Annotated in this window: 19 protein-coding genes; 15 read left to right on the plus strand and 4 right to left on the minus strand. The window is 72.0% G+C overall.

Going from position 1 to position 21,959, the window contains the following annotated elements:
• Window positions 1–269: 269 nt before the first annotated feature.
• The 4 genes from ctaC to ACGRHY_RS20365 all read left to right on the plus strand — a co-directional run bounded on the left by ctaC (window position 270) and on the right by ACGRHY_RS20365 (window position 4,671).
• The gene (ctaC, locus tag ACGRHY_RS20350; RefSeq protein ID WP_394636756.1) at window positions 270–1,214 is read left to right on the plus strand and encodes an aa3-type cytochrome oxidase subunit II; all 945 of its coding nucleotides are present in this window, start codon (window positions 270–272) and stop codon (window positions 1,212–1,214) included.
• Between the two features lie 3 nt (window positions 1,215–1,217).
• Entirely contained in the window at window positions 1,218–2,960 is a 1,743-nt protein-coding gene (gene ctaD, locus ACGRHY_RS20355; RefSeq protein WP_394636757.1) for an aa3-type cytochrome oxidase subunit I, read from the plus strand.
• On the plus strand, window positions 2,957–3,355 hold the full coding sequence (locus ACGRHY_RS20360) for a cytochrome c oxidase subunit 4 (protein ID WP_394636758.1): 399 nt from the start codon (window positions 2,957–2,959) through the stop codon (window positions 3,353–3,355). Before ctaD ends, ACGRHY_RS20360 begins: the two co-directional genes overlap by 4 nt.
• Window positions 3,356–3,477: 122 nt before the next feature.
• The gene (locus tag ACGRHY_RS20365) at window positions 3,478–4,671 is read left to right on the plus strand and encodes a L,D-transpeptidase (protein WP_394636759.1); all 1,194 of its coding nucleotides are present in this window, start codon (window positions 3,478–3,480) and stop codon (window positions 4,669–4,671) included.
• A gap of 104 nt (window positions 4,672–4,775) precedes the next feature.
• Here ACGRHY_RS20365 and ACGRHY_RS20370 read toward each other — a convergent pair whose 3' ends face one another.
• Window positions 4,776–5,177, minus strand: a complete 402-nt coding sequence (locus ACGRHY_RS20370) for a hypothetical protein (RefSeq protein WP_394636760.1) — start codon at window positions 5,175–5,177, stop codon at window positions 4,776–4,778.
• 246 nt (window positions 5,178–5,423) lie between these two features.
• On the opposite strand from ACGRHY_RS20370, the gene ctaE reads away from it, so the two are divergent.
• The 5 genes from ctaE (at window position 5,424) to trpD (ending at window position 10,878) form a co-directional block, all read left to right on the plus strand.
• A complete protein-coding gene (gene ctaE / locus ACGRHY_RS20375; protein ID WP_206346386.1) occupies window positions 5,424–6,032 on the plus strand; it encodes an aa3-type cytochrome oxidase subunit III in 609 nt (202 codons plus the stop codon).
• Between the two features lie 55 nt (window positions 6,033–6,087).
• Window positions 6,088–6,906: a cytochrome bc1 complex diheme cytochrome c subunit gene (gene qcrC, locus ACGRHY_RS20380; protein ID WP_394636761.1), complete on the plus strand. Its 819-nt coding sequence runs from the start codon at window positions 6,088–6,090 to the stop codon at window positions 6,904–6,906.
• Window positions 6,903–7,970 (plus strand): cytochrome bc1 complex Rieske iron-sulfur subunit, encoded by a 1,068-nt coding sequence (gene qcrA / locus ACGRHY_RS20385; protein WP_394636762.1) that lies wholly within the window; start codon window positions 6,903–6,905, stop codon window positions 7,968–7,970. Before qcrC ends, qcrA begins: the two co-directional genes overlap by 4 nt.
• Window positions 7,967–9,610: a cytochrome bc1 complex cytochrome b subunit gene (qcrB, locus tag ACGRHY_RS20390; RefSeq protein ID WP_394636763.1), complete on the plus strand. Its 1,644-nt coding sequence runs from the start codon at window positions 7,967–7,969 to the stop codon at window positions 9,608–9,610. Before qcrA ends, qcrB begins: the two co-directional genes overlap by 4 nt.
• A 203-nt stretch (window positions 9,611–9,813) precedes the next feature.
• A complete protein-coding gene (gene trpD / locus ACGRHY_RS20395) occupies window positions 9,814–10,878 on the plus strand; it encodes an anthranilate phosphoribosyltransferase (protein ID WP_394636764.1) in 1,065 nt (354 codons plus the stop codon).
• 150 nt (window positions 10,879–11,028) lie between these two features.
• Here the strand turns inward: trpD and ACGRHY_RS20400 are convergent, their stop codons facing one another.
• Window positions 11,029–11,310, minus strand: a complete 282-nt coding sequence (locus ACGRHY_RS20400) for an Lrp/AsnC family transcriptional regulator (RefSeq protein ID WP_093848456.1) — start codon at window positions 11,308–11,310, stop codon at window positions 11,029–11,031.
• A 427-nt stretch (window positions 11,311–11,737) separates the two neighbouring features.
• Here ACGRHY_RS20400 and ACGRHY_RS20405 point away from each other — a divergent pair, with 427 nt between their 5' ends.
• The 5 genes from ACGRHY_RS20405 to ACGRHY_RS20425 all read left to right on the plus strand — a co-directional run bounded on the left by ACGRHY_RS20405 (window position 11,738) and on the right by ACGRHY_RS20425 (window position 17,462).
• A complete protein-coding gene (locus ACGRHY_RS20405; RefSeq protein WP_093655134.1) occupies window positions 11,738–11,983 on the plus strand; it encodes a hypothetical protein in 246 nt (81 codons plus the stop codon).
• A 22-nt stretch (window positions 11,984–12,005) separates the two neighbouring features.
• The gene (locus ACGRHY_RS20410; protein ID WP_394638130.1) at window positions 12,006–13,358 is read left to right on the plus strand and encodes an NYN domain-containing protein; all 1,353 of its coding nucleotides are present in this window, start codon (window positions 12,006–12,008) and stop codon (window positions 13,356–13,358) included.
• Window positions 13,359–13,689: 331 nt separating this feature from the next.
• Window positions 13,690–14,715, plus strand: coding sequence for a C40 family peptidase (locus ACGRHY_RS20415; RefSeq protein WP_394636765.1), 1,026 nt, complete (start codon window positions 13,690–13,692; stop codon window positions 14,713–14,715).
• 267 nt (window positions 14,716–14,982) lie between these two features.
• Window positions 14,983–16,050 carry a C40 family peptidase gene (locus ACGRHY_RS20420; RefSeq protein ID WP_394636766.1) on the plus strand — a complete coding sequence of 356 codons (1,068 nt, stop codon included), beginning with the start codon at window positions 14,983–14,985 and terminating at the stop codon, window positions 16,048–16,050.
• Window positions 16,051–16,172: 122 nt separating this feature from the next.
• Entirely contained in the window at window positions 16,173–17,462 is a 1,290-nt protein-coding gene (locus tag ACGRHY_RS20425) for a hypothetical protein (RefSeq protein ID WP_394636767.1), read from the plus strand.
• Window positions 17,463–17,501: 39 nt separating this feature from the next.
• Here the strand turns inward: ACGRHY_RS20425 and ACGRHY_RS20430 are convergent, their stop codons facing one another.
• A complete protein-coding gene (locus ACGRHY_RS20430) occupies window positions 17,502–18,779 on the minus strand; it encodes a glycosyltransferase 87 family protein (protein ID WP_394636768.1) in 1,278 nt (425 codons plus the stop codon).
• Between the two features lie 60 nt (window positions 18,780–18,839).
• On the opposite strand from ACGRHY_RS20430, the gene ACGRHY_RS20435 reads away from it, so the two are divergent.
• The gene (locus tag ACGRHY_RS20435) at window positions 18,840–19,997 is read left to right on the plus strand and encodes a glycosyltransferase family 4 protein (protein WP_394636769.1); all 1,158 of its coding nucleotides are present in this window, start codon (window positions 18,840–18,842) and stop codon (window positions 19,995–19,997) included.
• Window positions 19,998–20,142: 145 nt separating this feature from the next.
• Here ACGRHY_RS20435 and ACGRHY_RS20440 read toward each other — a convergent pair whose 3' ends face one another.
• Window positions 20,143–21,936, minus strand: a complete 1,794-nt coding sequence (locus ACGRHY_RS20440; RefSeq protein WP_394636770.1) for an AMP-dependent synthetase/ligase — start codon at window positions 21,934–21,936, stop codon at window positions 20,143–20,145.
• Window positions 21,937–21,959 lie beyond the last annotated feature (23 nt).

Genomic DNA, 21,959 nt, shown 5'->3' on the forward strand with positions numbered 1-21,959 from the left:
TTGCTCCGTCTTTGGTCCCGCCCCCGTTCTGCCCCCGTTCCGCCCCCGTTCCGCCCCCGTTCCGCCCCGTCCCGGGCCGGTCCCGCCCCGATCCCACCCCATCGGAGGGCCGCGCGGCGCGTTGGGCACCCTCCCCGCGCGACCCCAAAAAGCGTCCAGTAGGGTTTGCTCCGCATAAACATCCAAACCCCTGCCCGCGCCAGGGCCGGCGCCCGACCACACACGGCCGAGCCCGGGCCGAGCGGGCGAGACTCTCGGGAAGGCGCTACGTGAGTCCCAACGGCTCCGACCGCTCGTCGCGGCGCCCGATGCGGCGGAAGCTGCCGCAGGCGCTTGCTGCGGGCCTGGTCCTGGCGACCGCCACCGGTTGCACATACAAGGACTTCCCCCGCCTCGGCATGCCCACCCCGGTCACGGAGGAGGCGCCGCGGATCCTCTCCCTGTGGCAGGGCTCGTGGGCGGCAGCGCTCGCGGTGGGCGTCCTGGTGTGGGGCCTGATCCTGTGGTGCGTCATCGTCTACCGGCGCACCAGGACCAAGGTCGAGGTACCTCCGCAGACCCGGTACAACATGCCCATCGAGGCGTTGTACACGGTGGTTCCGCTCATCATCGTCTCGGTGCTCTTCTACTTCACGGCCCGTGACGAGACCAAGCTCCTGGAGCTTTCCGAGAAGCCGGACCACGTGATCAACGTGGTCGGCTACCAGTGGAGCTGGGGCTTCAACTACCTGGAGGACGTGGACGGCGACACCTCCACGTCCAACGCGGACGCCGACGAGCTCTCCGGCATCCCCGCCGAGATGCTCGAGGCCGTCCCCGAGGGCGCCGAGGGCGTCTACACGGTGGGCACGCCGGGCGACCGGAACCCGCAGACCGGCAACCCCGGCCCGACGCTGTGGCTGCCCAAGGGCGAGAAGGTCCGGTTCATCCTGACCTCGCGCGACGTCATCCACTCCTTCTGGGTCGTGCCGTTCCTGTTCAAGCAGGACGTCATCCCCGGTCACACCAACCAGTTCGAGGTGACCCCCGAGAAGGAGGGCACCTTCCTGGGCAAGTGCGCCGAGCTGTGCGGCACGGACCACGCCCGGATGCTGTTCAACGTGAAGGTCGTCTCCCCGGAGCGCTACCAGCAGCACCTGGAGGAACTGGCGGAGAAGGGCCAGACCGGCTACATCCCGGCGGGCGGAGCCCGCCAAGAACGAGAAGGCCAGTAACCCGTGAGCATCCTCAACGAATCCCAGGGTGCCGCCGCGACGTCGGACCAGCCGGCGGCGACCCCCGCGCCCCCGCGCCGCAGCCGGCGCGGCAACCGTGTGATCCAGTGGCTGACCACCACCGACCACAAGACGATCGGCACGCTCTACCTGGTCACCTCGTTCTTCTTCTTCTGCGTCGGCGGCGTGCTGGCACTGGTCATGCGTGCCGAGCTGGCCCGTCCGGGCCTGCAGGTCATGTCGAACGAGCAGTTCAACCAGGCGTTCACCATGCATGGCACGATCATGCTGCTGATGTTCGCCACCCCGCTGTTCGCCGGCTTCGCGAACTGGATCATGCCGCTGCAGATCGGCGCGCCCGACGTGGCGTTCCCGCGGCTGAACATGTTCGCCTACTGGCTGTACCTCTTCGGTTCGCTGATCGCGGTGGGCGGCTTCCTCACCCCCGACGGCGCCGCGAGCTTCGGCTGGTTCGCCTACACCCCGCTGAGCGACGTGGTCCACAGCCCGGGCGTCGGCGGCGACATGTGGATCATGGGTCTGACCTTCTCCGGCTTCGGCACGATCCTGGGTTCGGTCAACTTCATCACCACGATCATCTGCATGCGCGCACCCGGCATGACGATGTTCCGGATGCCGATCTTCACCTGGAACGTGCTGCTGACCGGTGTGCTGGTCCTGCTGGCCTTCCCGGTGCTGGCCGCGGCGCTGTTCGCGCTCGAGGCCGACCGCAAGTTCGGCTCGCACATCTTCGACCCGTCCAACGGCGGCGCGCTGCTGTGGCAGCACCTGTTCTGGTTCTTCGGCCACCCCGAGGTCTACATCATCGCGCTGCCGTTCTTCGGCATCGTCTCCGAGGTCATCCCGGTCTTCAGCCGCAAGCCGATCTTCGGCTACATCGGCCTGGTGGCCGCGACGATCGCGATCGCGGGTCTGTCGATCACCGTGTGGGCGCACCACATGTACGTCACCGGCGGTGTGCTGCTGCCGTTCTTCTCCTTCATGACGTTCCTGATCGCGGTGCCCACCGGCGTGAAGTTCTTCAACTGGCTGGGCACGATGTGGAAGGGCTCGCTGAGCTTCGAGACGCCGATGCTCTGGACGATCGGCTTCCTGGTCACCTTCCTCTTCGGCGGTCTGACCGGCGTCATCCTGGCCTCCCCGCCGCTGGACTTCCACGTCTCCGACAGCTACTTCGTGGTGGCGCACTTCCACTACGTGGTCTTCGGCACGGTCGTCTTCGCGATGTTCGCCGGCTTCCACTTCTGGTGGCCGAAGTTCACCGGGAAGATGCTCGACGAACGGCTGGGCAAGATCACCTTCTGGACGCTGTTCATCGGTTTCCACGGCACCTTCCTGGTCCAGCACTGGCTGGGCGCGGAGGGCATGCCGCGCCGGTACGCCGACTACCTGGCGGCCGACGGCTACACCGCGCTGAACACCTTCTCGACGATCAGCTCGTTCCTGCTGGGCATGTCGGTCCTGCCGTTCTTCTACAACGTCTGGAAGACGGCGAAGTACGCGCCGAAGATCACCGTGGACGACCCGTGGGGCTACGGCCGCTCGCTGGAGTGGGCGACCTCCTGCCCGCCGCCGCGGCACAACTTCGTCTCCATGCCGCGGATCCGCTCCGAATCCCCGGCGTTCGACCTGCACCACCCGGAGATCGCGGCCCTCGACCAGCTCGAGAACACCGAAGGTCCCGAGGGCCCGGCCCTCTCCGGTGCCAAGGAGGCCGGCAAGTGAAGATCCAGGGACGCATGTTCATCTGGCTGTCGGTCTTCATCCTGGCCGTCGCCGTCATCTACGGCTTCTGGGCCAAGGAGCCGGTCGGCACCACCGCGCTCTTCATGTCCTTCGGCCTGTCGATCATGGTCGGCTACTACCTGGCCTTCACCGCCCGGCGAGTGGACACCGGGGCGCAGGACAACAAGGACGCGGACGTCGCCGACGACGCCGGCGAGCTGGGCTTCTTCAGCCCGCACAGCTGGCAGCCGCTCGTCCTGGCCGCGGGCGGCGCGTTCGCCTTCCTCGGCGTGGCCATCGGCTGGTGGCTGGTCTACATCTCCGCGCCGCTGCTGCTCATCGGCCTGTTCGGCTGGGTCCTCGAGTACTACCACGGCGAGAACCAGAACCAGTGAAACGGTAGGGAGCCAGAAGCCCTACCCCCTCACGCACGGGTCATCTCCGGACACACTCCGGAGATGACCCGTTCGTACGTATCCGGCTCGTCCGTTCCGAGCAGCGTTCCTACCGTGGCAGCATGAGTCGTGGATCACGCAGGACGGCAATGACCTGCTTCCTGATACTCGTTCCGCTCACGGTGGGACCCGCCGCGTGCAGCAGCGGTGAGCGGCCTCAGGACGCGGCCCCCTACGACGCCACCGCGCACGTCTCGCTGAACACCGGCGAGGACGGCCGTGCCGCGGACCCGGACGAGCCCCTTGAGATCACCACCCGCGACGACAGCCGCATCACGGACGTCCGCGCGGTCGACACGGTGGGCCGCCGCCTGAAGGGCGCGCTGACCGCCGACGGCTCCCGCTGGCGCAGTGACACCCCGCTGGCCGGCGCCATGCGCTACACCGTCGTCGTCAGCACCGAGCGCGACGACGGCTCCCCGGGCCGCCGCACCGCCGAACTCACCACCCGGCCGGCGACCGGTGGCAAGAGGCTGGAGGTGGACCTCGGGCCGCAGAACGGCACCTACGGCGTCGGCCAGCCGATCACCGCCGAACTCAGCCGGCCGGTCAGGGACGCCCGGCAGCGCGCGATCGTGGAACGCGCGCTGACGGTGGAGTCCTCGCCAGCCGTCGAGGGCTCCTGGCGCTGGATGGACGACCACACGCTCCACTACCGCCCGCGCTCCTACTGGCCCGCGCACGCCACCGTCGAGGTGCGCGGCAGCCTGGAGGGCGTGTGGATCAGGGACGGGCTGCGTGGCGGGAAGGCGGAGCCGGTGCGCATCCGGACCGGCGACCGCGTCGAGGCCGTCGTCGACATCGACGGGACGGAGATGACCGTCCGGAAGAACGGCGAGGTCGTCCGGACCGTCCCGGTCACCACCGGCAAGCCCGGATTCCGCACCCGCGAGGGCGTCAAGGTGGTGCTCGGCCGGCAGGCCGCCGTACGTATGACCGGCACCAGCATCGGCATCCCGGCGGGCAGCGCCGAATCCTACGACCTGGACGTCCAGTGGGCCGTGCAGCTCACCGACAGCGGTGAGTTCGTCCACGCCGCGCCCTGGTCGGCGGCGCACCACGGCAGGGGCAACGTCAGCCACGGCTGCACCGGCATGAGCACCGACAACGCCCGCTGGTTCTTCGACAACGTCCGCCAGGGCGACATCGTCCGGCATGTGGGAGGGGACGGGCCGAGGATGCCGGCCTTCGGCAACGGCCTCGGCGACTGGAACCTCTCCTGGGAGCAGTGGCGCAGGGGCAGTGCCCTGAGCTGACCGGCCGACCGGCCCCGGAAGAAGCAGAGGTCGCCCGAACGAGTCAAGGGCCGCCGCCGGCACCCCGGGGTGCCGGCGGCGGCCCTTCGTCCGTGAGCGGACTGTCAGGCGGCCGCGTGCTCGTCGCGGCGCAGCAGCCCGGCCAGGGCGTCGGCCAGGAGCACCGGGTCCACCGGGTGCGCAACGGCTGCCTCCGCCCGGCTCCAGGTGGCCAGCCAGGCGTCCTGCGGGCGGCCGATCAGCAGCAGGACGGGCGGGCAGTCGAAGATCTCGTCCTTGATCTGGCGGCACACGCCCATCCCGCCGGCGGGCACCGCCTCGCCGTCCAGGACGCAGACGTCGATGCCGCCCTCCTCCAGGGCCGCGAGCACGGCGGGAAGCGTGGCGCACTCCACGTACCGGACCGGCGGTACGTCGGCGGCCGGTCGGCGCCCGGCGGCCAGCCGCACCTGCTCGCGGGTGTTGGCGTCGTCACTGTAGACCAGCACCGTGGCGGTCGGCTGCATGGTTCCTCCGTGTCCTCGGGGACGTCCCTCGGGGCGTCTCGGGGTGTCTCAAAGGTCCACGGGCCCGTGGAGCACGGACCCCCGGGCCGCGTATGCCGTCGTTGGCGGATGCTACTCCCTCCCGGCCTCCCGCGTCAGGGATCCGGAAGGCCCGGAGATGGGTCGTCTGAGCAGGACGTGGGCGGTTGACACACCGAACAGGACCCCCGGGGCGAGGGCCGGATAAGCGACCGACATAATGTCGGCGTGGCGACAGCAACAGCAGTAGATACCGGGCACGCGCACCCGTCGGTCAACAGGCCGAACCTCACCAGCGTCGGAACCATCATCTGGTTGAGTTCCGAGCTGATGTTCTTCGCGGCCCTCTTCGCGATGTACTTCACCCTCCGGTCGGTGACGGGAGCCGAATACTGGACGGAACGGGCGGACATCCTGAACCTCCCGTTCGCGGCGACGAACACCACGATCCTGGTGCTCTCCTCCCTGACCTGCCAGCTCGGTGTCTTCGCCGCCGAGCGCGGTGACGTGAAGAGGCTGCGCCTGTGGTTCGTCATCACGTTCGTCATGGGTGCGATCTTCATCGGCGGCCAGGTCTTCGAGTACACCGAGCTGGTCCACGAGGGCGTCTCCATCTCCTCGGGGCCGTACGGGTCGGCGTTCTACCTGACCACCGGCTTCCACGGCCTCCACGTGACGGGCGGCCTGATCGCCTTCCTGTTCGTCCTCGGCCGGACGTACATGGCACGGCGCTTCACGCACCACCAGGCCACCGCGGCCATCGTGGTGTCCTATTACTGGCACTTCGTCGATGTCGTCTGGATCGGCCTCTTCGCCACCATCTACCTGATCAAGTGATCAGGCAGTACAGCCAGAAGCATCGACGCAGAAGATCCTGACACCGGGGTAATCCGTGAAAAAGCTCTCCGCACGACGGCGCCATCCGCTGGCGGCGCTCGTCGTCCTAATCTTCGCGCTGGCGGTCACCGGGGGGCTGTACGCCGCGTTCGCCCCCGCGGACGAGGCGAAGGCCGACACCTCGGCCGCGTCCTCGCAGTCTCTCGCCATCGAGGAGGGTGAGAAGCTCTACGCCACCGGCTGCTCCAGTTGCCACGGAACCGGCGGCCAGGGCACGAGTGACGGTCCCAGCCTCGTGGGCGTCGGTGCCGCCGCCGTGGACTTCCAGGTGGGCACCGGCCGCATGCCGGCCCAGTCCCCGGGTGCCCAGGCACCCAAGAAGCCGCAGGTCTACACGCAGGCGCAGATCGACCAGCTCGCGGCGTACGTCGCCTCGCTGGGCCCCGGTCCGAGCATCCCGACCGAGGAGCAGTACGACCCCGCGGGCGCCGACAGCGCCGCGGGCGGCGAGCTGTTCCGCACCAACTGCTCGCAGTGCCACAACTTCACCGGTGAGGGCGGCGCCCTCACCAACGGCAAGTACGCTCCCTCGCTCGACGGCGTCTCCGACAAGCACATCTACGAGGCGATGCTGACCGGCCCGCAGAACATGCCCGCCTTCCCCGACTCGGTGCTGCCGGAGAAGGAGAAGAGGGAGATCATCGCCTACGTCAACGACGTCCAGGGCGAGGACGAGAAGTCCCCCGGCGGCTTCAAGCTGGGCGGTTTCGGCCCGGTCGCCGAAGGCATGTTCGCGTGGACGATCGTCCTCGCTCTTCTGATCGGCGTCGCCGTGTGGGTCGCGGCGCGTACCGCCAAGGCCAGGAAGTCATGAGTAGCCACACCGGATCCCACGACGTGCCAGACGAGAACCTGCCGGAAGGGCGCGAGGGCGCCCACGGCAAGGAGGCGGCCAGGGCGGAGAACCCGTTCGCCGACCCCGGGCTGCCACCCCACGAGCCGCGTGTCCAGGACATCGACGAGCGGGCCGCCAAGCGCTCCGAGCGCACCGTCGCCCTGCTGTTCACGGTCTCCATCCTGGCCACCATCGGCTTCATCGCCTCCTATGTGATCTTCCCGATCGACCAGTACGTCTTCATCTGGCCGCTCGGTGAGATCAGCGCCCTGAACTTCTCACTGGGCATGACGCTGGGCGTCGCCCTGTTCTGCATCGGCGCCGGCGCGGTCCACTGGGCCCGCACGCTGATGTCGGACCACGAGCTGATCGGCGAGCGCCACCCGGTCGAGGCGGACGAGCCGACCCGTACGCAGGTCCTCGCCGACTTCTCCCAGGGCGCCAAGGAGTCGCAGCTCGGCCGACGCAAGCTGATCCGCAACACCATGTTCGGCGCGCTGGCCGTGGTGCCGCTCTCCGGCGTGGTGCTGCTGCGCGACCTCGGTCCGCTGCCCGAGGACAAGCTGCGCCACACTGCCTGGGCGAGGGGCAAGCTGCTCGTCAACCAGAACACCGACGAGCCGCTGCGTCCCGAGGACATCACCGTCGGCTCCCTGGTCTTCGCCAAGCCCGAGGGCCTGGAGGAGGGCACCCACGAGTTCATGGCGGAGATCGCCAAGGCCGCGGTCATGCTCGTCCGCCTGGAGCCGAAGGACATCAAGGACAGGCAGGAACTGGACTGGTCCCACGAGGGCATCGTGGCCTACTCCAGGATCTGCACCCACGTCGGCTGCCCGGTCACCCTGTACGAGCAGCAGACCCACCACGTGCTGTGCCCGTGCCACCAGTCGACGTTCGACCTGGCCGACGGCGCGCGTGTGATCTTCGGCCCGGCCGGCCACCCCCTGCCGCAGCTGCGGATCAGTGTCAACGAAGACGGCTACCTCGAGGCGCAGGGCGACTTCGCGGAGCCCGTCGGCCCGAGCTTCTGGGAGCGCGGATGAGTACTGCAGGCGACGCCCCGGAGCGCCGGGGCAAGGCGCCCGCCGGTGAGCGGGTAGCGGACTGGGCCGACGGCCGGCTGGGTGTCTACAGCCTGGCCAAGGCCAACATGCGGAAGATCTTTCCGGACCACTGGTCCTTCATGCTCGGAGAGGTCTGCCTCTACACCTTCATCATCCTCCTTCTGACCGGTGTCTACCTGACGCTGTTCTTCAACCCGAGCATGGGCGAGGTGGAGTACCACGGCGCCTACGTGCCCATGCAGGGCGTGCACATGTCGGAGGCCTACGCCTCGACCCTGGACATCAGCTTCGACGTCCGCGGCGGTCTGCTCATGCGGCAGATCCACCACTGGTCCGCGCTGATGTTCCTGGTGGGCATCTTCGTCCACATGATGCGCGTCTTCTTCACCGGCGCGTTCCGCAAGCCGCGTGAGATCAACTGGCTGTTCGGCTTCCTGCTGCTGGTGCTGGCCATGTTCACCGGCTTCACCGGCTACTCCCTGCCGGACGACCTGCTCTCGGGAACCGGTGTCCGCTTCATGGAGGGCGCGGTCCTGTCCGTGCCGGTGGTCGGCACCTACCTCTCCTTCTTCCTCTTCGGAGGGGAGTTCCCGGGAACGGACATCATCCCGCGGTTCTACGTGGCCCACATCCTGCTGCTGCCCGGCATCATGCTGGCTCTGGTGGTGGCCCACCTGATCCTGGTCTTCTACCACAAGCACACCCAGTTCGCCGGTCCCGGACGGACCGAGAAGAACGTCGTCGGCATGCCGCTGCTGCCGGTCTACATGGCCAAGGCGGGAGGCTTCTTCTTCCTGGTCTTCGGTGTCATCTCGGTCATCGCCGCGACGTTCACCATCAACCCGGTCTGGGTGCTGGGCCCGTACCGGCCGGACCAGGTGTCCACCAACGCGCAGCCCGACTGGTACATGGGCTTCTCCGAGGGACTGATCCGCGCGATGCCCGCGTGGGAGATGGTGCTGCCCGGCGGCTACACCCTCAACCTGGGCGTGGCCATCCCGCTGGTGATCATCTTCCCGCTGGTCCTGACGTCGATCGCGGTGTACCCGTTCATCGAGTCCTGGATCACCGGCGACAAGCGCGAGCACCACATCCTGGACCGCCCGCGCAACGCCCCGACGCGCACCGGGTTCGGCGCGGCCTGGATCAGCCTGTACTTCCTGCTGCTGGTCGGTGGCGGCAACGACCTGTGGGCGACCCACTTCAACCTGTCGATCAACGCCATCACCTGGTTCGTCCGGATCGGCTTCTTCGTGGTGCCCGTGGTCGTCTTCATCGTCACCAAGCGGATCTGCCTGGGACTGCAGCGGCGCGACCGGGAGAAGGTGCTGCACGGCCGCGAGAGCGGCATCATCAAGCGGCTGCCGCACGGTGAGTTCGTCGAGGTGCACGAGCCGCTCTCCCAGGAGCAGCTGCACACGCTCACCGCGCACGAGCAGCCCAAGCCGCTGGAGATCGGCCCGGAGACGGACGAGAACGGCGTGCGGCGCAAGGTCGGTCCCGTCGAGAAGCTCCGCGCCAGGCTCAGCCGGGGCTACTACGGCGAGGGCAGCCAGATCCCCAAGCCGACCGCGGAGGAGTTCAAGGAGCTCACCAGCGGCCACAGCCACGGCCACTGAGCCACGGCCGCCGAGTCCGGTACCGGGTGTCGCCACACCCCGGGCCCCGGTCCTCCTCCGGGAGGGCCGGGGCCCTCGGCGTTCCGGGGGCTGTCCGGACTGCGGGCAGCGGCCGTGGACGCCGCGGCGCGCCGTTAGGCTGGCTGCGGGCCGCCGAGCCGATCCGGCCGCCCCCGCATCCGACCACGCCAGGAGTGATTCCCATGAGCGCTGCTACGACCACCGGAGGCGACACCGTGGCGGCGCGCACCTGGCCGGACGTGCTGAGCGCCCTGCTGGCCGGCGAGGACCTGCCCGCCGGGAGCACCGCCTGGGCGATGGACCGGATCATGCGCGGCGAGGCGACCGACGCCCAGATCGCCGGGTTCGCGGTGGCGCTGCGCGCCAAGGGCGAGACGGTCGACGAGGTCACCGGGCTGGTCCGCGCGATGTACGGGCACGCCAACGTGATCGAGGTGCCCGGCCCGTCGGTCGACATCGTCGGTACCGGCGGCGACCGGGCCGGAACGGTGAACATCTCGACGATGTCCTCGATCGTGGTGGCCGGGACGGGCGCGCGCGTCGTCAAGCACGGCAACCGCGCGGCCTCCAGCGCGTCCGGCTCCTCGGACGTGCTGGAGAAGCTGGGCGTCAACCTGGACCTCGGCCCCGAGCGGGTCGCCGAGGTCGCGCAGGAGGCCGGGATCACCTTCTGCTTCGCGGTGAGGTTCCATCCCGCGCTGCGCCATGTGGCCGCGGCCCGGAAGGAACTGGGCGTCGCGACCACCTTCAACTTCCTCGGCCCCCTGACCAACCCGGCCCGGGTGGAGGCGCAGGCCACAGGTGTGGCCGACGCCCGGATGGCGCCGATCATGGCGGGTGTGCTCGCCGAGCGGGGGACGTCCGCGCTGGTCTTCCGCGGCGACGACGGCCTGGACGAGCTGACGGTGACGGGCACCTCGACGGTGTGGGTGGTCCAGGGCGGCGAGGTCCGCACCGAGACCTTCGACCCGCGCGACGTCGGCATCCCCCTGGTCCCGCTGGAGGCGCTGCGCGGTGCGGACGCCGCCCACAACGCGGACGTGGCCCGGCGGCTGCTGGAGGGGGAGAGGGGGCCGGTACGGGACGCCGTCCTGCTGAACTCCGCGGCCGCCCTGGCCGCACTGGAGCCCACCGGGGCGCCGCTGGCCGAGCAGATCGCCGCGGGCATGGAGCGGGCCGCCCGGTCCATCGACTCCGGCGCGGCCAAGGCGGTGCTGGAGCGCTGGGTGGCGGTCAGCAACGCCTGAGGGGCCCGCGGCCCCGGAGGCCGCGCGAGCCCGTACGGAGCCCGGTGAGGGTCTTGCGGGAGGCCGCCGGGAGGACCGCACGACACGGCCCCGGCACACGCGGTGTGCCGGGGCCTGCCCTTGCCGGCCGCCTCCGGCGGCCCGCGGGTCTCAGGAGTCGAGCCCGATGGCGAAGGCGGCCTCCAGGTCGTGCTGGGAGTAGGTCCGGAAGGCGATGTGGGTCTCGGTGGACTCCACCCCGGGGACCTTGCTGATGCGGCCCGGGATGACCTCCGCGAGATCATCGTGCCGGGCCACCCGCACCATGGCGATCAGGTCGTGGGCGCCGGTCACCGAGTAGACCTCGCTGACCCCCTCCAGCGCGGCGATCTGCTCGGCGATCTCCGGGATGCGGTCGGTGCTGGTCCTGATGAGCACGATCGAGGTGATCACGGTTTTCCCTTCTTCGGGGGAGGGGCCGCGGCGGCGCCTCGGCGGGCCTTTCGCTCTCGTGGTCCCACCACCGGCGGAACTGGCCCGTTCACTGTAGCCCGCGCCGACGGCGGGTCCACGGGCGCTGGGAAGGGCGGGAGCGCCGCGGGGAACAGGGGGCGGTCCGGTCCCGCGGACGGTGCCGGCCCGGATACGGCCCCCGCCGCGGCGCGCCCGGTGGCCGCCAGGCCGTAGGGTTGCGGGGATACCCCCGGCCGGGTGCCGGGGCGCGCGCACCACAAAGGCGTCTTCCGGTGTCCGGGACACCCGGGCACCGGAGCGCCGAAGGCGGCGGAACGGCAGGACGACGGCAGGACCGAGAGAAGACGCGGCAGTGGACGCGGCGCCGGCACCGGCGGCGCGGGAGGATTGAGGAGAGGACAGGATGATGCCGGTTCCCCGACCGAACGAAGGATCGCGGTGGCGCTGCACGATGTGCGGCAACCTCACCCGCTTCGATGTGACGCGCTCCAGCAAGGTGGTGGAGTACGTCCATCTGGACCTGGCCGGGGAGCCGAGGGTCGAGGAGCGCGAGGTGCTCAGTGAGACGATCGAGTCGGTGCGCTGTCGCTGGTGCAACGCTGTGGACCAGGTCGAGCTGGTGGACCGACCCGGCTCCGGCGCGCAGGTGTGACGACGGGCAGGTGTGAACCGTGGTGGAACGGACGGGTGGTGAGCGCGGACCGGATGAACCCGGCGAGGAGGCGCTCGACCGCCCGCTGCCCGAGAAGGTGCGCCGCCGTGTGGTGGCGCTGACGGGTGACGCGCTCGGCGGCCTCACCGTCGCCGAACTCCCCGTCCCCCTGAGGCAGTACGCCCGTTTCACCCCCCAGCGGCGGGTCAGGTTCGCGGGCAACGCGATGGCCGCCGCCCTGGAGAGCGACCCGGCCTTCCGCCGGCGCATCGCCGACCGGCTGTGCGAGGCGCTGCCGGAGCTGGCCGCGTCCGTCCGGGGCGGGACGCTCCCGGCCGCCGCCGACCCCGTGGACGTGGCCGCGGTCGCCTACGTGCTGCGGCCGGAGGGCTGGGCCAAGCTCGTCGCCGCCGCGAGCGAGGAGGCCCAGCGGACACAGGCCGAACGCGCCGGTGAGGAGGCCGAACGGGAACTGGCCCGGCTCCGTGAGGAACTGGCGCAGGCCCGGGCGGCCGGGCGCACCCACGCCGAGGGGCTCCGCGCGGAGCTGGACGCCGCCCGCAAGGAGGCCGACTCCCTGCACCGCAGACTGCGCAGCGCGCTCAGCGACGTCAGGCGCGGCGAGGCCGCGGTGCGCAAGGCGCGGGCCGAGCTGGAGGAGGTGCGGGCCGCGGCCGCCGCGGAGAAGGCCGCCGCCGAGGGCGAGGCACGCCGGCTGCGGTCGCGGCTGGCGGAGGCGGAGGCGGCCCTGGAGGCCGGCCGCCGCGCGGTGCGCGAGGGGCGCAGTGTGGAGGACATGCGTCTGCGGCTGCTGCTGGACACGGTGCTGGACGCCGCCCAGGGGCTGCGGCGCGAACTCGCCCTGCCGCCGGTCACGCACCGCCCGGCCGAGACCGTGGACGCGGTCGAGCCGGGCCGGATGACCCCCAAGGACATCGCCCGGCGCGCCCTGTCCGAGGAGGACCCCGCACTGCTCGACCAGTTGCTGGCACTGCCCCAGGCGCATCTGGTGGTGGACGGCTACAACGTCACCAAGACCGGCTATCCCTCGCTGCCCCTGGAGAAGCAGCGGCTGCGGCTGCTGGGCGGACTGGCGGGGCTGGCGGCCCAGACCGGCGCCGAGGTGACCTGTGTCTTCGACGGGGCGGAGCTGGCGGCTCCGGTACTGCTGGCACCGCCGCGGGGGGTGCGGGTGCTGTTCAGCAAGCCCGGGCAGACCGCCGACGAGCTGATCCGGCGTCTGGTGCGCGCCGAGCCGCCCGGCCGTCCGGTGGTCGTCGTCTCCGCCGACCGGGAGGTGGCCGACGGCGTGGCCGCGGCCGGAGCCCGTCCGGTGGCGTCGGTACTGCTGCTGCGGAGGCTGGGCCGTACCTGAGCCGCCCCCGACGTGCCGCCCGGCCCCGCGTCCGACGCCGCGTCATCTTCCCGCTCCTGCCCGGAATGTCCGCCGGATACGGCACTGAGCGTCAGAATGCGGTAGCCGACAGTGGGGCGATGGTAAAGGATGTGGCCGACGGGCGAGATTTTTCCTATGAGGATTTGAAGCGATCACCGTGCATGGCTAGTGTCTGGCCCGAACCTCTGCGCAGTTGATCGCCCAACCGGGGCGGCAGCGGAGGAACCGCCGAATCCGCGGCGCTCATCGCGGAGCCGGGTGGCCCCCGGTCACTCCCGGCAGGCGGCTGAGGAAGAAGGAGCTCGCCCCAGTGGCGTCCCACCGTCGACCCAAGCAGCCGAACCGCGCACGTGTGACCGTGCTCACCGCGACCGCAGCAGCGGCGGTCGCGCTGACCTCCCAGACGGCCCAGGCCGAACCCGAGCCCACCAAGGACGAGGTCAAGGCCAAGGTCGACAAGCTCTACGAAGAGGCCGAGCACGCCACGGAGAAGTACAACGGCGCCAAGGAGAAGCAGGAGAAGCTGCAGAAGCAGGTCGGCAACCTCCAGGACAGCGTCGCAAGCGGCCAGGGGGAGCTGAACGACCTGCGCGACAGCCTCGGTTCGATGGCCACGGCCCAGTACCGCAGCGGCGGCCTCGACCCGTCCCTGCAGCTGTTCCTCTCCTCCGACCCCGACAGCTACCTCGCCAAGGCCTCCGCGCTCGACCAGCTCAGCAGCAAGCAGGCCGGCGCGCTGAAGAAGATCCGTGCCAAGCAGCGGACCCTCTCGCAGCAGCGCGAGGAGGCCTCCGAGAAGCTGAAGGACCTGGAGGACACCCGCAAGGAACTCGGCGACAAGAAGAAGAAGATCCAGGGCAAGCTCGCCGAGGCCCAGCGGCTGCTGAACACCCTCACCGCGCAGGAGCGCGCCGAGCTCGCCAGGGAGGAGGAACGCGCCAACCGCGCCTCCTCGGCCCGCGTGGACCTCGGCAGCTCGGCCTCCGTCACGCAGCGCGCCTCGGCCGCCCTCAACGCGGCCAAGTCCAAGCTCGGCTCCCCCTACGTGTGGGGCGCGACCGGCCCGAGCTCCTTCGACTGCTCCGGGCTGACCTCCTGGGCCTACAGCCAGGCCGGCGTCTCCCTGCCGCGCACCTCGCAGTCCCAGGCCAACGTGGGCACCCGCATCTCCCAGAGCCAGCTCGCCCCCGGCGACCTGGTCTTCTTCTACAACGATCTGCACCACGTCGGCCTCTACGCGGGCAACGGGCAGATCCTGCACGCCCCGAAGCCCGGCGCCAACGTGCGCTACGAGTCGATCAACAACATGCCGTTCATGTTCGGCGTGCGCGTCTGACCGGCTGTCACCCCGCTTCCCGGCCTCCTCCGTACGGGTGAATCCCGGCGGGGGAGGCTTTTCGCCGCCCTCTGCCGCCTCCCGCCGCCGGCCCCGCCCTGACCTGCTCTTGACCTGCTCCTGGCCCGGTCCTGGCCCGTGCTCCCCTTCCGCGCCGGGAGAGGGACACCGCGCACCGGGCGGTGCGGCGGTCCGTGAACGGAGTGTGTCCGTACCGCTACTGTCGGCGGCCACCGTCCTCGAAGCGGAAGGGAGAGCGGTTCCGCCGTGGTCTCGCAGCCTTCGCCCCGACACGCCCCCCGCCGTCCCGGCTCCCGCCGGCGCGCCTCCCCTTCCGGCCTGTCCGGGCTGGGCACCAGGGTCACCGCGCTGTCCGCCGCCGCGGGCGCGGCGGCGGTGCTGACGGCGGCCCCGGCGGGAGCCGATCCCGCGGACGGTCCGGCCCCCGCCGCGCTGGGCGCGCGCGTGGACCGGCTCTACGCCGACGCGGAGCGGGCCACCGAGCGCTACAACACCGTTTCCGAACGCGTGGAGGATCTGCGCGAGCAGGTCGAGCGGGCCCAGGACGGAGCCGCCCGCGACCAGGCCAGGGTCAACCGGATGCGCGGGGACCTGGGCTCCCTGGCGAGCGCGCAGTACCGCTCCGGCGGCATCGACCCGGCCCTCGCGCTGCTCCTGTCCGAGGGGCCGGAGGAGTACCTCGCCAAGGCCGCCACCCTCGACCGGATCAACAGCCGCCAGGCGGCCAAGCTCAAGGCGTTCCGCAGCGCGGTGCGCGCGCTGGAGCAGCAGCGCACCGAGGCCGGCGGGAAACTCGCCGAACTGCGGCGCCAGCGCGAGGCACTGGGCGAGCACCGCGAGACCGTGCAGCGCAAGCTCGGAGCCGCCCAGCGGCTGCTCAACCGGCTCCCGCCCGGGGAGCGTGCCGCCCGCGGGCACGCCTCGCGCGGCGCCGGACGTCCCGCCGCGCCGATGGAACCGGCTCCCTCGTCACGGGCCGCCGCGGCGGTCGCCGCGGCCCGCGGGGCGGTCGGCGCGCCGTACGCCTGGGGCCAGGCCGGCCCCCACGCCTTCGACTGCTCGGGCCTGACCTCCTGGGCGTACGCCCGGGCCGGGGTCTTCCTGCCGCGCACCTCGCAGGGACAGCTGCACGCCGGGCGGCACGTACCGCTGGAGCGGGCGCTCCCCGGCGACCTGGTCGTCTACCGCTCGGACGCCAGCCACGTGGGGATGTACGTCGGTGGCGGACAGGTCCTCCACGCCCCGCGCCCCGGGGCGCGGGTGCGGTACGACCCGGTCGGGATGATGCCGGTCGCCGCCGTGGTCCGCCCCTGACCCCGACCCCGCCCCTGACCCCGGGCCCGCTTCTCCGTTCCCGGCCCCCGGCCTCCCCGCTCCCGGGCCTCCGCGCTCCCGGTTCTCCGCGCACCCGGGGCCGGGACCGTACGATCAGCGGTGTGACACGGAGGTGGCGGAGGGCGTCGGCGGTACCGGCCGTACTGGTGGCCGGGCTGCTGGCGTTCCAGCCGGGCTGCGTGGAACGGGCGGAGGAGGGCGCCGCGGAGCGCGGACTGCTCCAGGCGGTGCTGGACCGCCAGGCCGAGGCGGTGCTCACCGGTGACCGCGAGGCCTACCTGGCCACCGTCGATCCCCGCGCGGACGGCTACCGGGACGCCCAGCGCACGGTGTTCGGCAACCTCGCCCGGCTGCCGGTCGACCACTGGGCCTACCGCGTCACCGCCACCGGCGACGACGCCTTCCCGCTGCCGCGCGACGCGGGCGGGCAGGACGCCGGGGACCGGGGAGCCGGCCCCCGGCGGATCGCGGTCCGGGCCGAACTGCGCTACCGGCTCGAGGGCCACGACCCCGCACCGGTGCGGGACGTGGAGTACCTGACCCTCACCGAGCGGAAGGGCCGCTGGTACGTCTCCTCCGACGGCGACGGCGCGTCCGGCGGCCGTCGCAGTACCCAGCAGCTCTGGGAACAGGGGGAGATGACCGTCGTGCGCGGCGAGCGGAGCCTGGTGCTGGGGGTCGGCCGCCCGGAGTTCGACCTGCGCGCGCTGGCGGACGACGCCGACCGCGCGGTCCCCGGCGCCGACGCCGTCTGGCCGCGCGACTGGCCGCGCCGGGTGCTGGTCCAGGCCCCAGCCACACTGGAGCGGATGGCCGGGCTCCTGGACGGCCCGCCCTCCTCCTACCGGGGCATCGCCGCCGTCACCACCGGAGAGGCGGGCGGACGGGGCGGAGCGCCCGCCGGGCGGATCGTGGTCAACCCGGAGGCCTACTGGCTGCTGGGCGAGGAGGGGCGGCGGATCGTCATGACCCACGAGGTCACCCATGTGGCCACCCGCGAGCACACCACCGAGTCCACCCCGATGTGGCTGTCGGAGGGCTTCGCCGACTGGGCCGCCTACCGGGGAGTGGACCGGTCGCCCGACCGGATCGCCCCCCTGCTGGCCGGCGCCGTCCGCGAGGGCGAGGTGCCCCGGAGACTGCCGACGGACGAGGAGTTCGCCTTCGCCGGGGACGCCGACCGGCTCGCCCGCTCCTACGAGAGCGGCTGGCTGCTGTGCCGGATGGTGGCACAGCGGTGGGGCGAGGAGAAACTGGTCGAGCTGTATCTGGCGGCGGGCGGATCCGGCGGCGGCATGGACCCGGTGGTCCGCGAGGTGCTCGGCACCGGTATGGACGGGCTCACCACGCGCTGGCGCGAGTACGTACGGCGGGAGCTGGGCGCACGGTAGCGCGTACGGCCGCGCCGCGGGGGCGCCGCACGGGGTGCCTCACCGGGAGACCAGCCCGCCCTCCGGCTCCGGCGCTCTTGCGCCCTTCCCCCGCTCGTCCCCGTCCCCGCCGTCCCCGGGGACCCCCTCCGCACGGCGCAGGGGGTCGGTCACCGTCGTGCGCCACAGCCGGGCGCAGGCCAGCACCGCGGCGGCGACCAGCAGCCCGTTGCGCACCACCAGCAGGGTGATGCCCAGCGCGTCACTGGCCACCACGCTGCCGAAGTTGAGGGGGAACTCCAGCAGCGTCACCCCCGCCGCCACGACCACCAGCAGTGCGGGAAGCCCCTGCCGGCCGGTGCGCAGCGTCACGCACACCGCCGCCAGACCCACCAGCCAGACCATGTACTGCGGGCTGATGACCCGGCTGGTGACGGTGAACAGCAGCACCGCGGCGAACGCGGCGTCCGCCGCGGTGCTGGCCGTCCACTCCACCGCGCGCAGCCGCCACCGCAGCAGCCAGCCGAAGGCGGCGGCGGTGCACAGCAGCGCCGCGGTGCTCACCAGGTCCACGTACGGACCCAGGAACTCCACCGAGCCGTAGTTCAGCAGCACCCGGCCCTCCCAGCCGAAGTGCCGCGCCACATGGAAGACCAGGGCGCCCACCGACTCGACCTCGGTGCCGCGGTCGCGCTGGTGGGTGAGGAAGTCCAGCGCGCCGGGCATGGCGGCGGCGAAGGCGGCGGTCAGCACCAGAGCCGCCGCCACGGCCGAGCCCCACACGGCGCGGGTGACGCGCCCGCGCGGCGTGCCCACCAGCAGCAGCGCGGGCCACACCTTCAGCAGCGCCCCGAAGGCCGCCAGCGCCCCGGCCGTGCGCGGGCTGCGGGACAGCGCCAGCAGCGCGGCGACCGCGACGGCGGTGACCATCAGGTCGTAGCGGGCGTACACCGTCGGCCCCAGCAGCGGCACCCCGGCCACCCACACCCACACGCCCGCGCGGCCGCGGCCCGGCTCCCGCCGCCCGCCGCGCCGGGAGGCGTACAGCAGCAGCGCGAACGCGGCGGCGTCGGCGGCGCAGGCCAGCACGTAGAACGCGGCCGGGTACTCCAGGAAGGGCAGCAGCGCGGGGGAGAGGATCGCCAGCGCCGCGGCGGGCGGGTACTGCCAGGTGACGTCGTCCGGCGGGAAGACACCCGTGCTCAGCACCCGGTACCAGCCCTGGTAGATCACCGAGACGTCGCTGGTGACGTCCGGCCCCGGCACCGTGATCACCTTGAACACGCACAGGAGCACCACGGTCCGGGTGGCGGCCCAGGCCGCGACGAGAAGGCGCATGGACCGACCGTACCGGGTGCAGCCCCGGTGCCCCGGGGGCAGCGGGTACTGTCGGCGGCGATGGACAAGACCCTGATCGTCACCAACGACTTCCCGCCCCGCCCCGGCGGCATCCAGGCCTTCCTGCACAGCATGGCGCTGCGGCTGGACCCGGAGCGGGTCGTCGTCTACGCCTCGACCTGGAAGCGCGGCCGGGAGGGCGCCGAGGCCACCGCGCGCTTCGACGCGGAGCAGCCTTTCACCGTCGTGCGCGACTCCACGACCATGCTGCTGCCGACCCCGCGCGTGACGCGCCGCGCGACCTCGCTCCTGCGCGAGCACGGCTGCACGTCGGTGTGGTTCGGGGCGGCGGCACCGCTGGGGCTGATGGCCCCCGCCCTGCGCCGGGCGGGGGCGCGGCGGCTGGTGGCGACCACCCACGGCCACGAGGCCGGCTGGGCCCGGCTGCCGGCCGCCCGGCAGTTGCTGCGGCGCATCGGCGAGGGCACCGACACCCTCACCTACCTCGGCGAGTACACCCGCTCCCGGATAGCCGCCGCGCTCACCGGCGGGGCGGCTGCGCGGATGGTCCATCTGCCGCCGGGCGTCGACGAGAAGACCTTCCACCCCGGCTCCGGCGGCGACGCCGTACGGGAGCGGCTGGGCCTGGCCGGCCGGCCGGTCGTGGTGTGCGTCTCGCGGCTGGTGCCGCGCAAGGGCCAGGACACCCTCGTCCGTGCCATGCCGCGGATCCTGGCCGAGGTGCCCGAGGCGGTGCTGCTGATCGTCGGCGGCGGGCCGTACGGGCCGGCGCTGCGGAAGCTGGCGCAGGAGACCGGTGTGGCCGGCTCGGTCCGCTTCACCGGCGCGGTGCCCTGGGAGGAACTGCCCGCCCACTACGGCGCGGGCGACGTCTTCGCCATGCCCTGCCGCACCCGCCGCGGCGGGCTCGACGTGGAGGGGCTCGGCATCGTCTACCTGGAGGCGTCGGCGACCGGGCTGCCGGTCGTCGCCGGCGACTCCGGCGGCGCCCCCGACGCCGTGCTGGACGGGGAGACCGGCTGGGTGGTGCGCGGTGGCGCTCCCGGCGGCGGGGCGGCCGCGGAGACGGCCGACCGCATCGTGAACCTGCTGAAGGACTCCGCGCTGCGCCGCCGGATGGGCGAGCGCGGCCGTGAGTGGGTCGAGGAGCGCTGGCGCTGGGACCTGCTGGCCGAGCGGCTGCGGGCACTGCTCTAGCGCGCCGCCGCGCGGGCTTTCCGGGCCCGTCCGGAGGGGGGGGCGAACGCCGGACCGGCCCGGCCCGGACGGGATCCCGTCCGGACCGGGCCGGTCCTCGCTCGTTCCGGCAGAGCCGGGCCAAGGGCGTGCGGCGGGCGCCGCGTTACGCGTAGAGCGCCTCGATCTCCGGCGCGAAGTCCTTGGCGACCACACCGCGCTTGAGCTTCATCGAGGGCGTCAGATGGCCCGAGTCCTCGGTGAACTGGGTCGCCAGGAGGCGGAACTTGCGCACCGACTCCGCACGGGAGACGGCCGCGTTGCCGTCGTCCACCGCCTGCTGGACGGCCGCCAGCAGCTCGGGGTCCTCCAGCAACCGCTTCCCGGACAGGCCGGACTTGCCGTGCTCCTCGGCCCAGCGGGGCAGGAACTCCTCGTCCAGCGTGATCAGCGCGGCGACGAACGGGCGGCCGTCGCCGACCACCATGCACTCGGCGACCAGGGCGTGGGCCCGGATGCGGTCCTCGATGACGGCCGGGGCGACGTTCTTGCCGCCCGCCGTCACCAGGATCTCCTTCTTGCGGCCGGTGATGGTGAGGTAGCCGTCCTCGTCGAGGGTGCCGATGTCGCCGGTGTGGAACCAGCCGTCCTCCATCGCCTCGGCGGTGGCGGCCTCGTTGTTCCAGTAGCCGCTGAACAGGTGCTCACCGCGCAGCAGCACCTCGCCGTCGTCGCCGATGCGGACCGTCGAGCCCGGCAGCGGCTGCCCGACCGTGCCGACCTTCGGGCGGTCGTAGGGGTTGAAGGCGGTGGGCGCGCAGGACTCGGTCAGGCCGTAGCCCTCCAGCACGGTGAAGCCGATGCCGCGGTAGAAGTGCCCCAGCCGCTCGCCCAGTGCCGCGCCGCCGGAGATGGCGTGGGTGGCCCGGCCGCCGAGGACCGCGCGCAGCTTGCCGTAGACCAGCTTGTCGAAGAGTCTGTGCTTCAGCCTCAGGCCCAGCGAGGGGCCCGAGGCGGTGTCCAGCGCGCGGCTGTAGGCGATCGCGGTGTCGGCGGCCCGGTCGAAGACCCTGCCCTTGCCCTCGCCCTGGGCCTTGGCCCGCGCCGAGTTGTAGACCTTCTCGAACACCCGCGGCACGCCCAGGACCAGCGTCGGGCGGAAGCCGGCCAGGTCGTCGGTGAGCCGCTTGATGTCGGGGCTCAGCCCGAGCCGGATCGGCGCCATGACGGCCGCGATCTGCACCATGCGGCCGAAGACGTGGGCGACCGGCAGGAAGAGCAGCACCGAGCCCTCACCGGGGGTGAACAGCGGCTTGAGCCGCTCGACCACGTTGCCGCAGTCGGCGAAGAACGCCCGGTGGGACAGGACGCAGCCCTTGGGGCGGCCGGTGGTGCCGGAGGTGTAGACGATGGTGGCCGGGGCGTCGGCGTCGGCGGCGCCGCTGTGCTCCTCCAGGACCGCGTCGGCCACCTGCGTCCCGGAGTCGGCCAGTTTCCGCACCGCGCCTTCGTCGATGGTCCACAGGTCCGCCAGCCGGGGCAGCCGGTCGCGCACGGACTCCACCGCGGCGGCGTGGGCGCCGGTCTCCACGACGCAGCCGACCGCACCGGAGTCGGACAGGATCCACTGGATCTGCTCCGGCGAGCTGGTCTCGTAGATGGGCACGGTCACCGCGCCGGCGCTCCAGACGGCGAAGTCCAGCAGCGTCCACTCGTAACGGGTGCGCGACATCAGGCCGATCCGGTCACCGGGGCGCACGCCCGCCGCGATCAGGCCCTTGGCGGTGGCCCGCACCTCCGCCAGGAACTCCCGGGCGGTCAGGTCCTCCCAGCCGCCCTCGGCGTTCCTGCGGGCGATGACGGGGAGGCCGGGGTGCTGTGTGGCGTTGCGGCGGATGAGATCGGTCAGATTTCCGTCCGCGGGCACCTCGTACAGGGCCGGAAGGCTGAACTCGCGCAAAACTGATGCTCCTCATCGGCGCC

It is taken from the genome of Streptomyces shinuiensis (assembly GCF_043660855.1).
Lineage (GTDB): Bacteria > Actinomycetota > Actinomycetes > Streptomycetales > Streptomycetaceae > Streptomyces.